This window comes from Paraburkholderia sp. J11-2 (assembly GCF_905220185.1).
GTDB lineage: Bacteria > Pseudomonadota > Gammaproteobacteria > Burkholderiales > Burkholderiaceae > Paraburkholderia.
Genome location: NZ_CAJMYY010000038.1, coordinates 62736 through 80742 on the forward strand (window position 1 = coordinate 62736; position 18007 = coordinate 80742).

21 protein-coding genes are annotated in these 18007 nt (G+C 57.8%); 17 read left to right on the forward strand and 4 right to left on the reverse strand.

Features of this window, described 5'->3' with window-relative positions:
• Positions 1 to 11: 11 nt before the first annotated feature.
• The 3 genes from U5A57_RS36460 (at position 12) to U5A57_RS36470 (ending at position 1687) form a co-directional block, all read left to right on the forward strand.
• Positions 12 to 461, forward strand: coding sequence for a GNAT family N-acetyltransferase (locus tag U5A57_RS36460; protein ID WP_321916676.1), 450 nt, complete (start codon positions 12 to 14; stop codon positions 459 to 461).
• Positions 462 to 663: 202 nt separating this feature from the next.
• Positions 664 to 1167 carry a YkgB family protein gene (locus U5A57_RS36465; protein WP_321916678.1) on the forward strand — a complete coding sequence of 168 codons (504 nt, stop codon included), beginning with the start codon at positions 664 to 666 and terminating at the stop codon, positions 1165 to 1167.
• 37 nt (positions 1168 to 1204) lie between these two features.
• Positions 1205 to 1687, forward strand: coding sequence for a DUF3788 domain-containing protein (locus U5A57_RS36470; protein ID WP_321916680.1), 483 nt, complete (start codon positions 1205 to 1207; stop codon positions 1685 to 1687).
• A 603-nt stretch (positions 1688 to 2290) separates the two neighbouring features.
• Here U5A57_RS36470 and U5A57_RS36475 read toward each other — a convergent pair.
• Positions 2291 to 2713 (reverse strand): response regulator, encoded by a 423-nt coding sequence (locus U5A57_RS36475; RefSeq protein WP_321916683.1) that lies wholly within the window; start codon positions 2711 to 2713, stop codon positions 2291 to 2293.
• Between the two features lie 7 nt (positions 2714 to 2720).
• Between U5A57_RS36475 and U5A57_RS36480 the strand changes: the two genes are divergently transcribed.
• Positions 2721 to 3086, forward strand: coding sequence for a hypothetical protein (locus U5A57_RS36480; protein ID WP_321916684.1), 366 nt, complete (start codon positions 2721 to 2723; stop codon positions 3084 to 3086).
• A gap of 293 nt (positions 3087 to 3379) precedes the next feature.
• Here U5A57_RS36480 and U5A57_RS36485 read toward each other — a convergent pair whose 3' ends face one another.
• Genes U5A57_RS36485 through U5A57_RS36495 form a run of 3 tightly spaced genes read right to left on the reverse strand, consistent with a single transcriptional unit; the run spans position 3380 to position 8926 of the window.
• On the reverse strand, positions 3380 to 3892 hold the full coding sequence (locus tag U5A57_RS36485) for a hypothetical protein (protein ID WP_321916686.1): 513 nt from the start codon (positions 3890 to 3892) through the stop codon (positions 3380 to 3382).
• 4 nt (positions 3893 to 3896) lie between these two features.
• Positions 3897 to 5258 carry a hypothetical protein gene (locus U5A57_RS36490; protein ID WP_321916688.1) on the reverse strand — a complete coding sequence of 454 codons (1362 nt, stop codon included), beginning with the start codon at positions 5256 to 5258 and terminating at the stop codon, positions 3897 to 3899.
• The gene (locus U5A57_RS36495) at positions 5255 to 8926 is read right to left on the reverse strand and encodes a patatin-like phospholipase family protein (protein WP_321916690.1); all 3672 of its coding nucleotides are present in this window, start codon (positions 8924 to 8926) and stop codon (positions 5255 to 5257) included. Before U5A57_RS36495 ends, U5A57_RS36490 begins: the two co-directional genes overlap by 4 nt.
• Positions 8927 to 9401: 475 nt before the next feature.
• Here U5A57_RS36495 and U5A57_RS36500 point away from each other — a divergent pair, with 475 nt between their 5' ends.
• The 13 genes from U5A57_RS36500 (at position 9402) to U5A57_RS36560 (ending at position 17996) form a co-directional block, all read left to right on the forward strand.
• Positions 9402 to 9575 carry a hypothetical protein gene (locus U5A57_RS36500; RefSeq protein WP_321916713.1) on the forward strand — a complete coding sequence of 58 codons (174 nt, stop codon included), beginning with the start codon at positions 9402 to 9404 and terminating at the stop codon, positions 9573 to 9575.
• 45 nt (positions 9576 to 9620) lie between these two features.
• The gene (locus tag U5A57_RS36505) at positions 9621 to 10127 is read left to right on the forward strand and encodes a tetratricopeptide repeat protein (protein ID WP_321916691.1); all 507 of its coding nucleotides are present in this window, start codon (positions 9621 to 9623) and stop codon (positions 10125 to 10127) included.
• A 462-nt stretch (positions 10128 to 10589) separates the two neighbouring features.
• Complete coding sequence (locus tag U5A57_RS36510) at positions 10590 to 11357, forward strand: hypothetical protein (protein WP_321916692.1); 768 nt, start codon at positions 10590 to 10592, stop codon at positions 11355 to 11357.
• A 682-nt stretch (positions 11358 to 12039) separates the two neighbouring features.
• Positions 12040 to 12324, forward strand: a complete 285-nt coding sequence (locus U5A57_RS36515; RefSeq protein WP_321916694.1) for a tyrosine-type recombinase/integrase — start codon at positions 12040 to 12042, stop codon at positions 12322 to 12324.
• A 151-nt stretch (positions 12325 to 12475) separates the two neighbouring features.
• Positions 12476 to 12829, forward strand: coding sequence for a hypothetical protein (locus U5A57_RS36520; RefSeq protein ID WP_321916695.1), 354 nt, complete (start codon positions 12476 to 12478; stop codon positions 12827 to 12829).
• Positions 12830 to 12881: 52 nt separating this feature from the next.
• On the forward strand, positions 12882 to 13106 hold the full coding sequence (locus U5A57_RS36525; protein ID WP_321916697.1) for a hypothetical protein: 225 nt from the start codon (positions 12882 to 12884) through the stop codon (positions 13104 to 13106).
• Between the two features lie 76 nt (positions 13107 to 13182).
• The gene (locus U5A57_RS36530) at positions 13183 to 13512 is read left to right on the forward strand and encodes a hypothetical protein (RefSeq protein ID WP_321916699.1); all 330 of its coding nucleotides are present in this window, start codon (positions 13183 to 13185) and stop codon (positions 13510 to 13512) included.
• A gap of 140 nt (positions 13513 to 13652) precedes the next feature.
• Complete coding sequence (locus tag U5A57_RS36535) at positions 13653 to 14261, forward strand: hypothetical protein (RefSeq protein ID WP_321916700.1); 609 nt, start codon at positions 13653 to 13655, stop codon at positions 14259 to 14261.
• Between the two features lie 27 nt (positions 14262 to 14288).
• Positions 14289 to 14732, forward strand: a complete 444-nt coding sequence (locus tag U5A57_RS36540) for a hypothetical protein (RefSeq protein WP_321916702.1) — start codon at positions 14289 to 14291, stop codon at positions 14730 to 14732.
• A 16-nt stretch (positions 14733 to 14748) separates the two neighbouring features.
• Positions 14749 to 15207: a hypothetical protein gene (locus U5A57_RS36545; RefSeq protein ID WP_321916704.1), complete on the forward strand. Its 459-nt coding sequence runs from the start codon at positions 14749 to 14751 to the stop codon at positions 15205 to 15207.
• 689 nt (positions 15208 to 15896) lie between these two features.
• Positions 15897 to 16931, forward strand: a complete 1035-nt coding sequence (locus U5A57_RS36550) for an HNH endonuclease (protein WP_321916706.1) — start codon at positions 15897 to 15899, stop codon at positions 16929 to 16931.
• A gap of 24 nt (positions 16932 to 16955) precedes the next feature.
• Positions 16956 to 17249: a cyclic-phosphate processing receiver domain-containing protein gene (locus tag U5A57_RS36555; RefSeq protein WP_321916707.1), complete on the forward strand. Its 294-nt coding sequence runs from the start codon at positions 16956 to 16958 to the stop codon at positions 17247 to 17249.
• Positions 17250 to 17267: 18 nt separating this feature from the next.
• Positions 17268 to 17996 (forward strand): hypothetical protein, encoded by a 729-nt coding sequence (locus tag U5A57_RS36560; protein WP_321916709.1) that lies wholly within the window; start codon positions 17268 to 17270, stop codon positions 17994 to 17996.
• Positions 17997 to 18007: the final 11 nt, after the last annotated feature.

An 18007-nucleotide genomic window follows, 5' to 3' on the forward strand; every position in this document is an offset into this window, starting at 1 on the left:
GGGAGCATTCTATGCAATCAGTTGACATCAAAGCCATCGAGCGTAGCGATTTCGATATTTGGCTGATGCTGTGGGAAAGCTACCAGCGATTTTACAAGGTAACTATCCCCAAAGCCGTGACACGCGACACCTGGGAGCGCTTCTTTGACCCTAACGAACCCATGCACGCGGTGCTCGCCCTGGCGTGTGGTCAGCCCTGCGGCTTTGCACACACGGTCTATCACCGTTCGACCTGGACAACCGACGACTACTGTTATCTACAGGACCTGTTTGTTGCGACTGATGCACGTGGGCGTGGCGTTGGTCGCGCGTTGATCGAACATGTGTATGCGGAGGCGAAACATCGAAAAGCGCCCCGTGTGCATTGGCTGACCCACGAAACCAACTATCCCGGCAGGCTCCTTTACGACGCCGTGGGAGAACGCTCTGGCTTTATCCAGTACCGAAAGGTGCTCGCATGAAGTTCACCGGCGCGGTCTTCGCCAGGATACTCGCGATGCAGCGTGAGCTGAGAGAAGAAAGAGAGCGGTGCCGGGTTGGTTCCTCGGCGTGTCGAACGTTTCCCGGACTACTTCGACAGAAGGTAGTGCCGGGGCCCGTATCGAAACTATGAAGCAGTGCATCCGTAACGAACCACCTAACATTCTGAAATGGGAAATAACAATGAGTATTCGCATGAATCTGCTTCGCTTTCAAATTGCAGAAAAGAGCGCAGGATCCCGTGCTGGACTTTCGTTGCTCAGATGGGCGCTAGTCATCATCTTTCTGTGGTTCGGTGCAATGAAATTCACCCATTACGAAGCGAACGGCATCTCGCCGTTCATCGTCAACAGTCCTATCATGGGTTGGTTGAATTCCCTGTTCGGGGTACAGGGCGCAAGTGACGTAATAGGTTTGCTTGAACTGTCGACTGCGGCCGCTCTGATCATCGGGGCGATTCAACCACTGTTCTCCGCGCTGGGAGCTGCGATGTCGGCCGTTACTTATCTGATCACGCTTACCTTCATGTTGAGCACTCCGGGCGTTGCCGAAGCAACTGCCGGTGGTTTTCCCGCGATTTCAGCGTTGCCCGGCCAGTTTCTGCTTAAAGACGTCGCTCTGCTGGCTGCGTCGCTTTCCCTCCTGCTCGGGTCAATCCAGGCCTCGCGGACGGACACGCGGCAGTGAGCTAACGGAAAGTTAGATATCTGGATAGTCTAAGGAGATGAAAATGGAGAGCAAAACTACGCGAAGCGCCGAGATAGGTGAAAGAATCTCTGGCAAATCCTCGCATCCGGATGAGCGTACTATCCGCGACTGGTTGGGCCCAGAAGCGTTCGAACACTGGAGGGAGCTGAGGAGCTGGATTGATGAGTTCTACCCCAATGTGTTCACGCCGGGTTGGATATATGGGGGCAAGAAGCGAGGCTGGGCACTGCGCTATAAGGAAACCAGGGCGTTGTGCAGTCTGCTCCCGGCATACAGTCTGTTGTCCGTTCTGGTCGTCCTGGGCAGAGCAGAACGAGAGAAGTTTGAAGAACGGCGTTATTTGTGGAGCCCGCCATTGGTCAAACTGTACGATGAATCCCGGACCTATCATGACGGGAAATGGCTGACTATTCCGATCTTGTCGGTGGATGACCGAATTGAGGTGACGGATCTCATGAGCATGAAACGCCCCGCGCTTTCACGCCTTCGAGGGTTGTAGCTGGACATCGCATCGCCAGTATCCGCGCCGTTGCGCACTGCCTGTTGCGCAAAGATAGCAGCCGGTGCGACCCCGGCATCGCGGAATGTATGAGATGAAGCGCCGGGCGCGTTCGGATGTCCGCTCGCGGCAGCATTTGCCTGCCGATGAACCATTAGTCGCAGCATAGGCGGAAGACCATGTATGAGTGACTGCTTGCGAAGGGGAACTGCCGCCCGAATGTCATAGCGACGCAACGAACTGGATGTCACATCATGGCCGATCCCAGAAGTCCGAGTCCAGTCGACGGTCCGTCGTGGCATCTCAGCCTCGAGTTTCCGTAGCCGACCCCAAGGAGCCCGTGACGGCTTCCCGGCCGACGGGCAGGTCTACCTCGGAAACTGCCGGTGGCCACCGCGGGCGCGAAATCGATGTTCGCAACCAGCGGACGTTCGCGAGGGGCTGGCGTCGGTCGTGACAAGCTCAACGTCGAACCGCCGCCTTGCGGGAGTGCGATCTGGACCGCGCTAACCGCGGACCGTGCAACCTGTACGCGTGCGTAGCGTTCGGCTACGCGGCCTATCGCCTAGTCAGACATGACTCATGTTGAGGCCCGTGCCGAATTCAAACAACAAGTCTCATCAATGTTTGATAAAGCTGTTCGGGCCTAACAGGCTTGTGCAGCAGTGGGTCGCCACTTGCGGACGCTTCGCGAGGTCGCTCGGGAGCCGTATCTCCCGTGATAATCAATGCCGGTAGATTCATCCCTGCTGCGGCGCGCAAAGCACTAATGACTTGTGCCCCTGTCTGTTGTTCGCGAAGTCGATAGTCGCTGATGATGATCGACGGTGCACACACACGTGCAGCAGCTATCGCGTCGCTAACAGAACTTGCTGCTTGACATTGGCATCCCCAGCTCTCCAACAAACGCACCATGCCCGAACAGACCGTTTCGTCATCGTCGATCACCAGCACACGCAGATCTTTGGGCAACGTACCGAGTGGCCCCGGCGCTTGCTGTGGCGAATCCAGTTCAGTCAATGGCAAGACGAACTTGAATACGAATTCAAAACGCTGGTGGAATCTGAACACTGTCTCGTCTTACCTGAAGAAGAACGCGGGCACGTTGGTCAACTACAGCGCTCGGCATCGCAAGGGCCTCCCGATCAGTAGCAGCATCGCCGAGTCGGCGGTGAATCAGGTTGTCAGCTACCGTATGGCCAAGAAGCGACAGATGCGCTGGACGGATGAAGGGGCGCACTGCATGGCGCAGGTCAGGGTTGCGGTTTTGAACGGAGAATTCTCGCCTCGTCGCGTCTCGGCGCTCAAGATCGCCGACACGGATTACAGCAAGTGCATCGGGTCAGCGTCGGCAGGTAGCAGCCGATGTACAGAACATAGTGCCGTAAGCAAGGGATAACTGACGAGATGCGCCTCCCCAGTTTTTACACGCTCTCGCCCAAGTCCGGTGCGCTGTGATAAATGGCGACTTGCACGAGAGACTTGAAATGATCAGGCGACGCCCGAAAGCGATACCGATCGAGGTCGCCGTTTTCCTCGACGAGTTCAGACGGGCCTCCGAAGCGCTACCCCAAGGTTTTTAACGCTCCCGACGATTTTATTTCGTTGCGAGTGCAAATAAAGTCGTCAACTCCAGCGGCGCAAGCTGTGTGCCACGGGGATTCCGGGTTGACGACTTTAATTCCTTCTACGTCAGAGTGGCGGAACGGGAACGAAATACTCGCCCATCGCGCGTCCAATGATGTTTTGACGCGCGTGACGGAGTGTCACTTCCGTTGTGGCCAGGACGTAGTCGCCAATGCGCTGTTCGCCGGGGCAAGCAAAGGCAATGCGTGTATGGCAATTGAGCACGATTGCGGGTTTGACCAGACGGCCTGCGATATAGACCGAGATGATGGGGCGGCAGTGCAGCCAGACATCGTCGGGCCACACCTGGCGGCTGCCGAGCGCGGAGTGGAGCGTGTCGATGAGCGAAATTGACAAAAGTTGTGGAAGGGCCTGCCGCGTCTGCGCGATAAAGCGAAGCCAGGCATCGGCGCCGCCGCGCTGAAACAGCTGATTTCGAATCGTGTCAATTGGTCCGTGGCTCACGACGCCGAGGTCGAAGTCGTCCCACAGGTTGTCGGGAATCAGGTCGCGCAGAAACCAGGCAATTGTTGGTTGTGGTGGAATGCCGCGAGGCAGAGTGGGAATGTTCGATTGCATGTCGTCAGGCCGTCGTGTCTGGCGGGGAGGTGCGGGGCTTGGCTTCGCGCACGCGTGGTGGCCTCGGCGGATGACGGAACGAGACGGTAACGTGCACATCCTGGATCGCGTGTGTCGCCACTGCAGGCGGCTGGTTGGCTGCGGTTCTTTTCTTTAAGCTGCCAAATATCCGCGTCGCAAGCGTCGCCAGCAGGGCGCCGGCGCCAGCTGAGCCCGCAGCGGCGGCGGGGAGCGAAACGAGGGAAGACGATGCCGGTGGATTAGGCGAGGGTTGCGCGCCTCCACCAGTATTACCACCAGTGTGTTCACCGGAGCCACCGCCGGCGTTATCACCATTGTTATCACCCGCGTTACCACCAGCACCACCACCCGTGCGATCACTGCCGTCGCTGCCACGACCCGCGCCGTCTCCGCCACCACGGCTCCCGCCTCCGGCGGAGTAGATCTCGATTCGCTCGGTGTACTTGTCGGGACCTTCCGCATTTTTCGGAAAACGAATGCGTAGGTTCGGGGCATCTGTCGCGTCGTTGCAAATCGCAAAATGCTTTGAATCGTGCAGGAGCCGAAGCGCCTCGCACGCGGCTGCGTTATCCGGCCGTTGAGGTACGGTCGTATCGATACAGACGGTCTGTTCGTTCGGCTTTTTGCATGCAAATTGCGGTGATGGAGCAGGCTCCGCCGCAATCGGCGGCATGAACGCTACGATCACCGGCGGTTGCGGCGCGGTCCCCGATTCATCGGTTCTGATGGGTGGATCTCGCGTCAGCGTTACGCTGGCGTACTTCCCATCGGGTCCCATTTGAGAGAGGTCGACATTGCAGCCCCGCGCAAGCAGCGCGGCGAAAGCATGGCTGCGTCCAGTTGCGCTCGACGAAAACTTGGGATCGTTCAACTCCTCCTTGATGCCTCTGAATGCGTTTTCTCCGCAGGACGGCGTTGACCAGTTCAGCGGCGCCTTACCGGGTTCGGCTTTAAGCGCAATCGCGGCTCCCGATGGCGTGACCGGCGCCGGTCTCGCATCAGGGGAGGTCCAGAACGAATCGGCGTTGAAACCGCATCCAAGCCTCGCAAGACGCCGGTGCAAAACAAGTGGTGTGCAAGTGCCATCGTGTGAACATGCTGTAATCGTGCTCGACACGGCCTTCGGCTCGCAATACTGAATCACCTTGCAATGCGCCTTGCAGGCTTCGCCCGCACAAGGCAAGTTGTACCAATCGCCATGCCGATCGGCTGAGCACAGCCAGCGGGTCGTGACGGCCGGCTTCGCGTGGACGCGCGCGGACGCCGCTCGCGCAGGCATACAGGCGCACGCGATGTTCAGGCCGACTGTGACTATCACAAGAAGACGGACGAGCGGAGGAGTCACCTCGGCCTCTTGTTGTCGGGGGAGAACAGGCCGCGCCGCTCCTCACCGCCCGGTGCAGCCGGCGGCATGGTGTCCATTGGCACATCGGGCGGGATGTCATCTGTATTGCGGACATCCATCACACGCCGCAGCATCTGCAGCATTTCCCATTCGCCGAGTTTGCGATAACTCTCGAACTGCGATTCGCTAAAGAATTGATCGGCCGTCGTTTCATGCGGAAACTCGACATGCTTGTGCGCATATTCGTGAATATCGGGCGGCTCGTTTCCATAGACGCAAGGCTTCAGATACAGTAAAACGCCGTTGACCGGCTTGCCCTTTGCGTCCAGATAACGAATGGTGAAGCGCGCGTGATAGAGACCGGCCGCACGAGCGGAGCGCGGAAACAGCAATATCGGCTCACTTTCCGCGCTGATCTCGATTCCCATGTCGATGCGGATCTTGCGTATTGCGCAGTACAGATCCTCCATCGTGAAGCGGCCATCCTGGCTGGCATCGATCACAAAGATACGGCGACACCGGCGATGCACCATTTCCCACAAGCCCATATTGTCGAAATGCCCGCCGTCGGACAGGTGAACCCAGTCGCCGGTGTCCGTTGTCTGTCCCGCTGCTTCCTGCAACAGGCGCCAACTCGATGACGTGGGGTCTTTGCGTTGCCACTGTTTGAACTTTGGATTACCTAGCCACCATCCGAGCCGCACATTGAACACCGACATCAGGAAAGCCATGGGTGTGCTGCTGTTGTAACCCATGTTCGGATTGAAGGCTGCGCCGGAAATGGCCATCGCAGTGCCGAGCTTGACGTTGTCGGCGAAGCTTGCCACCCGGCGATAGCCGAGCCGGTAATTCCCGGCGTGCAAAGCGGTGAAAGTGAAACTGTCGGCTTTGCGCTCTTGCCACGCAAGTGCATCGCCCTTCACGAGATTCAGCGCAGTGTTGACGACGAGAAAGGGTGGTTTGTTCGAGTTTCCTTCGCTGTCGAACCGGGGTGAAGGAATTTGATAAGCCGACGTGATGTCGGCGAGCGGAATGTCATCGCCAGTGTCAAAACCCGTGAAACGTGCCGGCTTGCGTGGCCGCTTTACACTGCGGAAGCCGCCATAAAATGTACGGATCAGGCGATCACGATAAAAGCCGTGAAGGCTGAATTCGTTCATGCGCACGAGGAGACCGAGTGCGAAAAACAGGATGCCCGAGCAAAGCATCACGAAAAGGCAGAAAGCAAGCCGGTCTTTTTCTGTAAAATGCCCGAACACCTGATCGACAAACCCTGAAAACGATTGATCGATGCATTGCGTCGATGCAGCCGTGCATGAGTGACCTTCTCTCAAGGGTTGAAAGGCGCTCGTGAGGGCGCACGAGGTGCTCGTGTCTTCGAGGCAATAGTAGCGCACGGGCGGCGTCCAATTGACGTTGTAGGTCCGCAAGTGCCTCAGATCTGTCCATTCCGGCATAAGCTCGATTGCTTTCCAGGTACCGATGGAAAGCAGCACGGCGAGCAACACGAGGCCGACACTGCCGATCAGCGTGAGACTCATGGGCGCTTGCGTGCCCGGCTTACCGGGGCTCGTTTTGCGATAGCCCACAAAGGTGCTGACGGCGAGCGAGAGCGCGCTTCCCGCGGCCGCGACGCCCTGAGCCGAACCCCCGTAGTAGCTGAGCAATGCGGGGATGCCTATCACCAGCGCCGCGCTGACGACCCACGCAGTGAGCAGCATGAATACGAACGCGTGCGCGCGCCCCTGATGTTCGCGCCGGTCGGCGCCTTCGGTGAGGGAGCGTACGGCCGCTTTCAGGCCCTCTCCAATGAGCAAGGCGACGAGCATCAACGCAGGCGTGACGAGCGCGCGCTCGGCCGAGGCGAGTTTGCTCGTGTTCGATGTCGAGCTAAAGTCCGTGAGAGCCTGGAAAATCGAGTAGAGAAGGCCAATCTGTGTACCGCCTGCCAGAATCGCAGCAACGGTCATGACCCAGACGCTGCGCCGGCCATTCATGTTCAGCCATGCCAGAATCGCCTGCGTTCCAGCAATTGCATACCATACGTACCACAATTGCCCGGGATTCGTTGTTTTCTTGTCGATCGCGCACCACATTGCATATGAAAGGCAAAAGCATGCGATGACCAGCAGCAACGCGCCGAAAGCAGCACGTACGTCGCCGCTGCGCGGTAAGGCGATGTGATTTGCAAACCGCAGTTCCGGTTTTCGCTGCGGTTTGCCCTGGAAAAAGTAAGTTGCGCCAAGAATCCCGATGCAGGCGCCCACGAAGCCGACCGAGGAGGGAATAGGTGACTTTGCTGGGTCTTGCGTCGCCTGTCCTAGCCAGACGGCAAACCACGGACCCAATAGAAACACCATGAACCACGGCCAGAACATCGTCCAGACGATGAACAGGTTTCGAAAATAGGTAGCGACGATGGTCCATGCATCGGCTGAAAAGAGCGAAAGGCGCCTCGCAAGATAGTTGCTGTTCATCCTGAGCCATGTTAGCGGCCCTTCCTGGTTGAAGGTGAGCCCCGCCATGCGAAGCTGGACATAGTCGGCCTGGCGCAATCGATCGAGTTCATGTTCGACGAATTGCAGCGCAAACCGAGGCTGCAAATCGTCGTCTTTTGTCTTGGCGATGATCCAGCGCGAAAGGGCCGTGCCGATATAGCCGCCGCCAGACACCGTCGATATGTAGTGAAACTTCCCGAGCAGACGGTAGGTCGCAAGAACTTGCAGTACGCCAAGACAGAACGACGCGCTGCGAATGCCACCCCCCGAAAGACAGAGCGCGCTCAATCCGTCGCCCGATTCATCTGTGTGATAGAGCAGAGTGTCCTGGATGAAGACGCTGGGCTTGCGGTCGTTCGGTATGCCAATGATATGCGCGTACTCGTCCGCCAGTGCGCGATGTCCGATATACGGCAATCCAGTCAAGACCTGATGCACCTTATTGTACGCACGCCCCTTGAGTATTTTTTTCAGTCTCTGTGCCGCCGCCTGAACCGGCTCGTCATGCAGCACGATTTCAGGGTCATCGATAATGCGCGCAAGATAGTCCCAATCGAGTGTCGCGACGAGTCGGCACAGCGCATCGTGGTGTGGTTTGCCGAGCCGGTATGCCAGGTAAAGCACGGTGACTTTGAGTTCGTCCATGAAACCTGGGTATGCGGTTAGCTCGTCGGGTAGTTCGGATGGCTTTAGTTTTGTTGGCTCGATGACCGGATCGTCATCGAGTTGCGGATGAAGCCAGCCCCGGACCATCCACTCTATTTCAACCAGCTTCTGGTTTCGCAAGAACCGATCGAAGATATTTTCGTTGACAGAGACAATCCGGCCTTCCGGCTCCTTTCCAGACATTCTTTCTCGCCATTCAACGACCGCGTAGGGCAATGCTTCGCTCGCCCATGGGCCATAACAGTGCTCCAGGAGTTCACGGACGTCGTCTTCGCTCGAAAGCGGATAGCCGCGACCGATGCACACGCATCCCTCCTCCAGATGCATCGTTGGAGAAAACGCGTGATAGAACTCGGGACAATAGCGATGCGTGTGCTCGAACGTGAGCTTCGCCAGCAGGACCTTGAGGAGTGGAATAACATGGCCGCACAACGAAGACGCCAGAGCGTGAGGGGCGTCGAAGTCACCTTTGACGCGAGGAGGCTCCACGGTTCTGTTGTCCATTGGCAGCCTCGCTGCAGTTCGTTTTGCTTTAGCCAAAGCGGATCGCAGATAGCGACCGACTGTCCGCGCACATGGGTGGAGACGTTCGATGCTCAGATGGGATAGGCCTTGACCGCTGTTGCCACTGGCGCGAATCGGTCCGGGAACCCTCGTACGCTGGCTTGCGCGACTGCCTGGGCGCTAGGGCGGTCAATGTTTCCAGACAATCGCGTTGCGATAGTCTTCTCTCAATCTTGTTTGCACTGCTCGTTATGTTTGTAATAGTAGATGCAGGTAGCGGGAGCGCTCAAAAGCTGGGGACTTGGGTGCGGTAGCGAACACAACATACGGTTCACCGATTATCGGCAACTCTGCGCCGCCCTGGGGTGATCTCAACGCGAAGCGTATCTGCGACCGGATCCGCGATCCCTATTCGACGAAAGGGGTATCGATCACGACGACACACAAGGAAGGTCTAGTCGTCGGCATGCGCTCAATGCCAGGCAATCTCTACGGCGTGGCGCTCGCGACGCTCGGGGCACGTCAGTCTGACCTTGCACGGCTGCAGGAAACGGTGACCGCCTACCGCGAGGCGCTGAAGGAGCGGACTCGCGAAAAGGCGCCGCTCGACTGGGCCGCGACGCAGAACAACCTCGGCACAGCGCTCTAGGCGCTAGGGGAGCGCGAGTCTGACCCGGCGCGGCTTGAGGAAGCAGTGACCGCCTACCGCGACGCGCTGAAGGAGTACACCCGGGAGAAGGAGCCGCTCGAATGGGCATTAACGCAGAACAATCTCGGCGGCGCACTCGCCGCGATCGGGGAGCGCAAGTCAGACGCGGCGCAGCTTGAGGAAGCGGCGACCGCCTACCGCGAGGCGCTCAAGGAGCGCACGCGCGAAAAGGTGCCGCTCGACTGGACCGCGACGCAGTACAACCTCGGCGCCGCTTTCGCGCAGCTCGGGGAGCTCAAGTTTGATCCGATGCAGTTGCAGGAAGCGGTGACCGCCTACCGCGAGGCGCTCAAGAAACGCACGCGCGAAAAGGTGCCGCTCGACTGCGCGCTATCGCATTACGCCCTCGGCACCGCGCTCATGGTACTCGGGGAGCGCGCATCGGACCCAGCGCGGCTGGACGAGGCCATCCGCGCGTACGAAGCTGCTCTCGTAATACTTCGCGAGGCGAAGGCTGATTACTATATACAGCTTGCCGATAGGAATTTGTAGGAAGCACGGCAGGAGACCAGTCATCCGGCGTGTTGCGTGTGCTTTCCTTGTGTACGCGGCGATCACCCAACTCCGAAGTAGTGAGCCGTTAAATTAGCCGACAATTCCCAATAGCGGGTATCCGTGGTGTCGCCGACGTTCAAATGCACGCGCGATGGGATGGACGAGCGTCTCTTCATGGCCCGGTTTGCGCCCGACCGTCAGTGAGCCAAGTCAACTTCCGTGCGGCGCGTCCGTTTCGTTGCCGCCGGCATGGCCATCGACGTGCATTGCGTTACAAAATCAGTGGGCAGCCCGGCCACACAGTAAGGGGAGAAGCGCGCCGGAGCCTTTCCGCATGTGCCAGTGCCATTTGACGTTTCGCGCAAGATTCCCGAAAATCCAAGCGGCGCAGCGCCTGCTCCGGGGATAATCAAGCGGGAGTGTCTTGCGCTGCATCACATAATCCAACGAAAAAACGCCATGTCTTTAAAAATTAATTCGCTTCATCAGTGGAGCAACACTGCGCTTGCAGTCCTCGCCCTCGCGGCCTCAACATCGAGCGCATACAGCGCATGGGAACAAAACGAGGCCAAGATCGAACAGGTATCAGTCTTGGCAAAGCCGGGCGATTGCCCCATCTACTACCAAGGTGACGAGGAGCGGGCTGTCATCGGCATGTGCTGGGAGGTGACCATCGCCAACAGCAGCGAAAATCGGATGTCCGTCGTCAACTACCAGATGGACACGATGCGAAATGCCAACGGCGACTACAACGTTTCGGCTTCCTCGATCCAAGAGTTGAGCACGATCGACGGCAAGCCCCTCGCGCTGCCCATCAACCTCGACGGCGGTGAAGCAAAACGCATTCTCGTCGAGTCACCAGTGGTCATCGATGGTGCTGTGAACGCTGCAGTGCGCGCGATTATTTTCCCGCTAGGAAAGAAGTCACGCCCCTCAACGATTGACGAGCTGCAGCGCGCTCTGGCGACCACTGCGCACGTCGATATCTCAGGAAATTCGCTACAGAATGTCGTTGCAAACGGCGACACACTTACGTATTCCATGCCCAGTCCTATTAAGACGTCGAAAGCGGAAATCACCTTTGCGACGGGCCGTGGCGGCTTGACCAAGTGGGCTTTGCTTCAACCCGGCAACGTCGGAGCGGTGGCGGTCAGCTTCTCTTCGTCCGCAACTTCGCCGTCGACCTGGCAGAATCTGCGCGGATTCTTCAATCGCTTCCTGTGGTAAGTGATGACGGCATCTTTGTTCCATTAAACGCCATGCCGCTAATACGAGTTAGCGGCATGGCAAACGCGGCGGCGTGAGCCGTTTACTATATGTGCAGGCGCACCGACACCGCTTCGCGCGGCGCCTAGCGTCCAGACACCTGGCCACGCCACGTGCGCGCACCGGCTATTCTGTCTGAAGCGGCTCTTGCCTGTCGGGCAGGCGACAAGCAAACCTCAAGATGAACTGGCCGGCGCGATCACGGCGAGAAGGTCTGCTCTGTGAGGGTGGCAGCCGTGTGAATGGCGGGCTAAGCCCGGGCGCGAGCGGCAGAAGATGAGCGGTCCCTCCCGATTGCTAACTAGTGCAGCAGCGTGTTCATGACGTAACGGCACATCACGTTGGGGAGACTGGACACGGCGAAGTTCCAGCGTCCGGCTCTGGTGGAAAGCCCCCGCTCCAGTCGCAAGGATTGCCGTCGCTCATGGTCACGCCGACGGTTGTTGTGCCGGCAACCGAAGGTGTGGCTTCCAATTCATAGTGCAACTAACAGTCATCTCCGCCGGCAGCCCATAACCGCTGGTTCCCGGCGTTATCTCCGTCAGCAGCGCTGACGGCGGCGCGCGCGTTTGCCCGACCCGTTCTGGATCCTTATAGTGTCGGGGCCCGCGCATCCGGCATTTTTCCGAGGAAGTGAGGCTTCATGCGGGTTACGCTGGAAAGGAGCGTCCCGTTCTTTTTCTCTTGTAACGGAGCCCGAAAACGGGCGTATTCCGAGGAGGCACGGTATGGAACCCACACCGGTGTGGGCTACAGCAGTCACTCGGGACGCAGGACGTTTGCAACGCGCTTGATCGCAAACGGGCATTCTCTCGAAACGGTCCAGACTCTCCTGGGTCATACGCATATCGACCATGTTGCGCCATATCTGGAACTATCGCAGCGAGAGTTCCGTGAAGCCGTCGCAGCAGTCAACCTATCCGGTTGAATGCGTTTTGCACAAATTTTAGTCTGATCGTCGTTTGGATATACAGATTTGGGTGCAGATGCCGATAAGGAAGGGTTAGGCAAGAGACGCCAGAGACATTCGGAGCTTGGCCAGAGGCACTTTTTAGAGTCACCAACAGCGGAATATACCGATGAAGGTACACCATAACGCCGAGAAGCTTTGCGCATGGATACGTCAGCATGGTGCGGCGACAGTCAAGCAAATCGCGGCAAGCGGGACGTTGAATTCGCGCGCAGCGTCAGATGCATTTCAGTACGCGGTTCGTCACGGCGTTCTTGAGTACGTTAAGCAGTCTGGAGCCTCCCCCGGTGAGCGTGTCCAGTACCAGTTGACAGGACGTGAACTCCCGGTGCTGAAATCCGGTCCGCCCGCGCCTTCGTTCGACGCGTTATTGTGTGCGTGGGGCATTCCTCAAAAACCGCCGATCGCCCGCGTGGGGTTGTCGCACAGGTTTGAACTCGCCGACTGCAATTTGGACAACTAGGAAACGCAAAAGATACGCCCACGCGGGCGAGTACGAACGAAGGAACAAAAGAATGAGGAAAGCAATTTGTATGGCGGTGGCTCTGCTATCCGTTGCGGCCGGCAACGCTCAAGCGGCAGGCTGTTTAAAAGGTGCGGCCGTTGGCGCCGTAGCAGGGCACGTGGCAGGGCATCATGCGGTTGCCGGCGCAATCGTCGGATGCGCGGTCGGCCATCACCTGGCGAAAGAGCAGAAGCGGAAGGACGCGGAGGAACGTGCCGCGGCTCAGGTGCGTTAAACAACGGCGCGGAAAACAATGCAGGAAAAGCGGCAGTGCCATCGAGCGGCCGCGTTCGAAGAACGTGAAAAATGGGTTGAAGACCATTGCCGTAGTGGCACTACTAGCCATCAGCGCATCATCGCTTTTGGTTGCCTGCGGCAAAAGGACTGAGGACGAGTTCGTTGGATCGTGGAAAGTTAACGACGATATCGACTCGACAATTATCGCTCGCAGCGGCTACGATTTTGTTGTCACGAATACCGGCGACACGTCGAGCAGGATGTTTTTCCGCTACGAGCACGGAATTCTCGTAATGAGAGGTTCTTCCGGAATGCTGGAGATACGTTACGACAAGGTCCACGATGCGATCGTCGCATTCACCCCCGGGTTTCCGGTGGAAATCGTACTGCCCCGGGTTAAGTAGGCGGGCGAACGTCGTCATTGCGTGCGCGAAAGAAGGGAAAACGGAGTAGGCATTGCAAAGCCAAACGCTCGATTTCCACTTACGCGGCCTGAGATAAGTAGATGCCAAATCAATCTATGTCAATGAAGAGATCTGTTTCCATGAGTCCCGAACAGGCCCGCGCGGTTGTGGCGGGGCTAAGATTGTTTGGGGCGGCAGTCTTGGTGGGATTTATCGCAACGGCCCTGATTACCCACTTCCCGCAACAAAGCGGTGATTACGCGTCGTGGGTGCAAGCGTTCGGATCGATTGGGGCAATCTTCTACGCTGTTTCCATTGCAGACCGGCAGCGCCGGGAAGCAAACCTGCGTGATGCCCAAGCGCGGGCTGCTCGGCTTGCTGCTGTTCGCGGCATCACAGAGCACGCTGTCGAGTTGGTTGGTAGCGCGACTGAGGCGCTGTTGTTGAAACAGTCCGATGCAGAAGGTTACGTGAGCACGTATGACGCGGCGCAATTCCAGGAAGCATTCCGCGTGCTGCAGCAGATCCCGATGCTGGAACTCGGAACGGTTCCGACAGTTGAAGGCGTTACGTTGATAAAGGGGGCATTGTCTGCGATGAGCGCATTGTTGTCGCAGTTGCGGACCAATCCGTTGCCGATTCGGCAGGACCACGCTGGGGTAAAGAATCGTGTCGTTAAGATCCAGATGCAGCTCGAATCCGGCCGGCAAAAACTGGCCGGGGAGATCATAAGACTCTTTCCAGCATAAAAGCCTGATAAGCAAGGAAAACAACGAATGAGCTTCTTCGAACTGAACACGGCTGGTGCGATGCTCGCAAAGGCGCGGCGTGAACTCTCGCGCCTTGAAGGTGAAGCTTCCATTGACCACGTGTACAACCTCTTCACCACGGCCTATCACGTAATCGACTACCTCAAGCCGGTTTTGTCCGAGGTAGACCATAAGTCGCTCCTCGCTGATCCGGTAATTCGGCATTGCGCCGATGTTTGTAATAAGGCTAAGCACATGGTGCTTACGCGCGGCCGCCCCGACCCTTCAACGCTCTCCGTGTCTGGGGCAATCGGTGGCGTGCCGATCAACAGCATCGCCATTAACGCCTCTGGCAAACGTTGGGTGCGGTGGCCTGATGGAACGGAGCTAGAGGTTGTCCAGTTTGCGCGATCAGTAATCACCCGTTTGGAGCAAATTTTCGCTCAGCATGGCGTTCCCGCTGATGTATAGGAAAACGAGAAGGAAGATGAAGGCATCGCTTGTTGGCGCGGCTTTGATCGCCTTAGTCTTGACAGCAGGTCCCGCGCTGGCTGAGCGACCCGTAGAGCCTGGGCACAAGCCATCGCCCGAGGCAGCTTGGTGGTCTCGTGGTGTCGTCCTCGAACGAAGGGCGGCTGACGGCACTTGGGCCGTTCGATGGTTTGACGATCTGACAGTGCGCGGGGCATCGAAGGCCTACGCGGGAAATGAGAAGGAAGAGCCGCTCGTCGAGATTGCTGCGCTTCACTCCGAAGATGATGCCATTGCCTCGCGTGCGATCACCGTCAGCTGCGTGGGCAATTACGAAAAGCGGGTCATCGTAGCAGCCGATGTGGTTGATGGCGACGAGCTTAAGCAGGTTTGGATGCAGCAGTTCAGATGCGGCGATAGTAAATGGCGAGTGAGTACCGCCGATGCGACCAGATTGCCATCGACCGACCACTGATAACGGAAAACGAAGAGCAATGCTAATCGCGGCTGAGATACCTGAGCCTAAGGTTGGAACGACTACAGGTGCATTCGATGTCGAACCGTTTGCGGAGTACTTCAAGCGGTGGCCGATTGAATACGCTCATGTACCTTCGCTCGTTGTCGAGACGTGGGTGTATCGTCACTGGCGTGACTTTCAGTCTTGGTTGCCGCTCCGACCGCTCGATTGGGTATATAAACTCACGAAGATGACCTCCAAAGAAGTTCTCACTATCAGTCACGTTGGTACGTGGCCGGAGACCCTTAGATACTGGGGTGATGATCTTTTCGAGGGGCACGTGAGGCGAGAGACTTGGCTTGGTCGCACAATGTTGGATATCGGCACGACCCCAGCGCCCATTATCGTCGCGCACCAGGCCGGTCAGTACGGCCATCCCAGAGAACGTAACGAGCCGTTTCTCGAGCCATACCAGCTTATCGAAGGGCATATGAGACTCGCCTATCTACAGGCGATGATTCGCCACGGGCATTCGCAACTCCGTGCACATCATGAAGTCTCTATCGCGATGTTACCGGCAGCACCATAGCATTACGAAGGTGAGCCATACGATGCTGATAATCGATAGCGATTGGAAAACTGTGGACGCCGTGTACCGGTCCGCTTAAGTGCATGCCCTTTCAATACAATACACAGATCCCTGACCGATGAGCACAGATCATTTGTTGCCTCCATTGAAGATGCCAGCGTCCAAGGCACCAGTCCGGGAGTTGCTGATCGAAGCCGGCCACGACGTGTCGGAGTGGGATTTCACGCTGGACCACAAGCCGATCCTCAATCCGAACGACAATATTTCGCGCAATACGAGCTGGTCGTTCGTCGGCAAGGGGGACGAACCTACAGTGGTGTGCCTCTGGTACGAGGACATCGACAAGGACGCACAGCCGCCGGTGTATGAAGGGAACGACCGCGAGTATCGTCAGCGGTTGCTGGATCTAGACTCGGGCGAAAGGGACTCTGCTGTGCGAGCAAGACTGAAGGCGTGGACGGCCCGCTCATATGCGCTTGATCGAGCCGTCCAATATGCCTACTACAAGCGCCGGCCAGTTCGTCTCATCATGATCGGTGGAATGAGGACAGCGGAAAAGGATCGCGGCACCACGGCCGACACGGTCACTGCGCGAACGCTCGACCCGGTGACTTGGTTTGTCACTGCATACAACGACCGCACCGGCAGTTATCGCATTGAGCGCGGCGTTGCCCGACCCGACGAGGTAGGCGACGGCATCGACCCAATCACTGATCCGGGTAACGACCCGCTCTTGCAGGAGTTCGTGGCGACTCTCGACGAAACCGAGCGTGAGGCAGTCATCAAGGCGAGAGTCGGGCAGGGTCCATTTCGGGATGCACTTTTGGAGCGCTGGAAGGGTTGCTTCGTGACCGGTTGCAAACTGCTCGAGCTGCTCGTTGCCAGCCACGTGAAACCGTGGAGTCGGTGCGAGACAGCCAGGGAGCGAGTACAGGTGGCCAATGGGTTGTTGCTGGTCCCAAATTTGGATAGGCTGTTCGACAGAGGCTTCATCACCTTCGACGACAGCTTCCGCATCCAGATCAGCCCGCTGCTCAAGGCCGGCACTCTCTCACAGCTCAACGTCACGCCCCACATGCGCCTGACGACCAGCGAGCACATCGACATGCGTCCGTTCCTACAGTGGCATCGGGAGAACATTTTCCGGGCGTAAAGCGGCCGAGATAGGAAAACAAACATGAAGGTGTTCCTCGGCGATGAGAGGCCGACACCCGATGGGTGGCACCGAGTCTACTGGCCCGATGAGGCGATCCGACTGCTCGAATCCGGGACCGTCGAGGAAATCAGCTTGGATCATGATTTGGGCGACGACGCCCGGGGCACCGGCTACGATGTCATCCTCTGGATTGAAGAGGCAGTCGCGCTGCGCGGGTTCAAGCCGCCACGAATCACGGTGCACTCCGCTAATTCTTCGGCAGTCGACAAGATTCGAGCCGGCGTTCTCGCCATAGAACGGCTAGCCCGCCGCTGATAACTTTCGTGAAACGTCATGGAACTTGCAAATCTGCTGGACACTTCATTTGACGCCATGTTTGCCGGCCGCGCCAATTTGCCTTGGTGGCCGTGGGTTGGCTCGAAATTCTCAACTTCGGCGGTGCGGACCATGGTGGTCGGGGAGAGCATCTACAACTGGGGCAATGGGTTCGATGCGCGGTACATGCAGGCCAATGGTCTGCGGGAGACACACCGCCGGCACGCCTTGGACTATCGGCGCGATTCGCCGTATGTGCGCAACATCGAACGGGCTATGCACCACACGCCCACGCCAAGTGAAAATCAAAAGCGTGAATTCTGGTCAACAGTGGCTTACCACAACCTCGTACTGGAGCCGCTCAAGGATATCAAGGCTCGGCCGACTTATCCCCAATATCTGAAAGGGTGGCAGGAGTTCTTCGGCCTGTCTAGCCTCATGGCGATCGAGCAAGCCATTGTCTATGGGCTCGAAGCCAAGAAGGTCGAAGCGCTAGTGGAAGCTCTCAAGCTTCGCGGAGCGTCCTTCAAGCAGAACCGTTTGCCGGTTAGGATCGGTCGGACGCGGCCTCGCTTAGTTACTATCGCTGAAGATGGCCGAACGCTGAAGCTACTCCTCATCCGACACCCGAGTGCCTTTTTCAGTTGGCGCCAGTGGGCTCCGATCATTAGCGCGCATATACCTTTGCAGTTACCGAAGGACAAGGCAGACCGTATCAACGTCAACCTACTCGACGTACTACAGTGACCACGGAAAAC

Bases quoted from the DNA above. Each gene is read 5' to 3' on its own strand.
- U5A57_RS36460 (WP_321916676.1), top strand. From the start codon at position 12: ATGCAATCAGTTGACATCAAAGCCATCGAGCGTAGCGATTTCGATATT.
- U5A57_RS36465 (WP_321916678.1), top strand. From the start codon at position 664: ATGAGTATTCGCATGAATCTGCTTCGCTTTCAAATTGCAGAAAAGAGC.
- U5A57_RS36470 (WP_321916680.1), top strand. From the start codon at position 1,205: ATGAAAATGGAGAGCAAAACTACGCGAAGCGCCGAGATAGGTGAAAGA.
- U5A57_RS36485 (WP_321916686.1), bottom strand. From the start codon at position 3,892: ATGCAATCGAACATTCCCACTCTGCCTCGCGGCATTCCACCACAACCA.
- U5A57_RS36495 (WP_321916690.1), bottom strand. From the start codon at position 8,926: ATGGACAACAGAACCGTGGAGCCTCCTCGCGTCAAAGGTGACTTCGAC.
- U5A57_RS36500 (WP_321916713.1), top strand. From the start codon at position 9,402: ATGCCAGGCAATCTCTACGGCGTGGCGCTCGCGACGCTCGGGGCACGT.
- U5A57_RS36510 (WP_321916692.1), top strand. From the start codon at position 10,590: ATGTCTTTAAAAATTAATTCGCTTCATCAGTGGAGCAACACTGCGCTT.
- U5A57_RS36515 (WP_321916694.1), top strand. From the start codon at position 12,040: ATGCGGGTTACGCTGGAAAGGAGCGTCCCGTTCTTTTTCTCTTGTAAC.
- U5A57_RS36520 (WP_321916695.1), top strand. From the start codon at position 12,476: ATGAAGGTACACCATAACGCCGAGAAGCTTTGCGCATGGATACGTCAG.
- U5A57_RS36525 (WP_321916697.1), top strand. From the start codon at position 12,882: ATGAGGAAAGCAATTTGTATGGCGGTGGCTCTGCTATCCGTTGCGGCC.
- U5A57_RS36535 (WP_321916700.1), top strand. From the start codon at position 13,653: ATGAGTCCCGAACAGGCCCGCGCGGTTGTGGCGGGGCTAAGATTGTTT.
- U5A57_RS36540 (WP_321916702.1), top strand. From the start codon at position 14,289: ATGAGCTTCTTCGAACTGAACACGGCTGGTGCGATGCTCGCAAAGGCG.
- U5A57_RS36545 (WP_321916704.1), top strand. From the start codon at position 14,749: ATGAAGGCATCGCTTGTTGGCGCGGCTTTGATCGCCTTAGTCTTGACA.
- U5A57_RS36550 (WP_321916706.1), top strand. From the start codon at position 15,897: ATGAGCACAGATCATTTGTTGCCTCCATTGAAGATGCCAGCGTCCAAG.
- U5A57_RS36555 (WP_321916707.1), top strand. From the start codon at position 16,956: ATGAAGGTGTTCCTCGGCGATGAGAGGCCGACACCCGATGGGTGGCAC.
- U5A57_RS36560 (WP_321916709.1), top strand. From the start codon at position 17,268: ATGGAACTTGCAAATCTGCTGGACACTTCATTTGACGCCATGTTTGCC.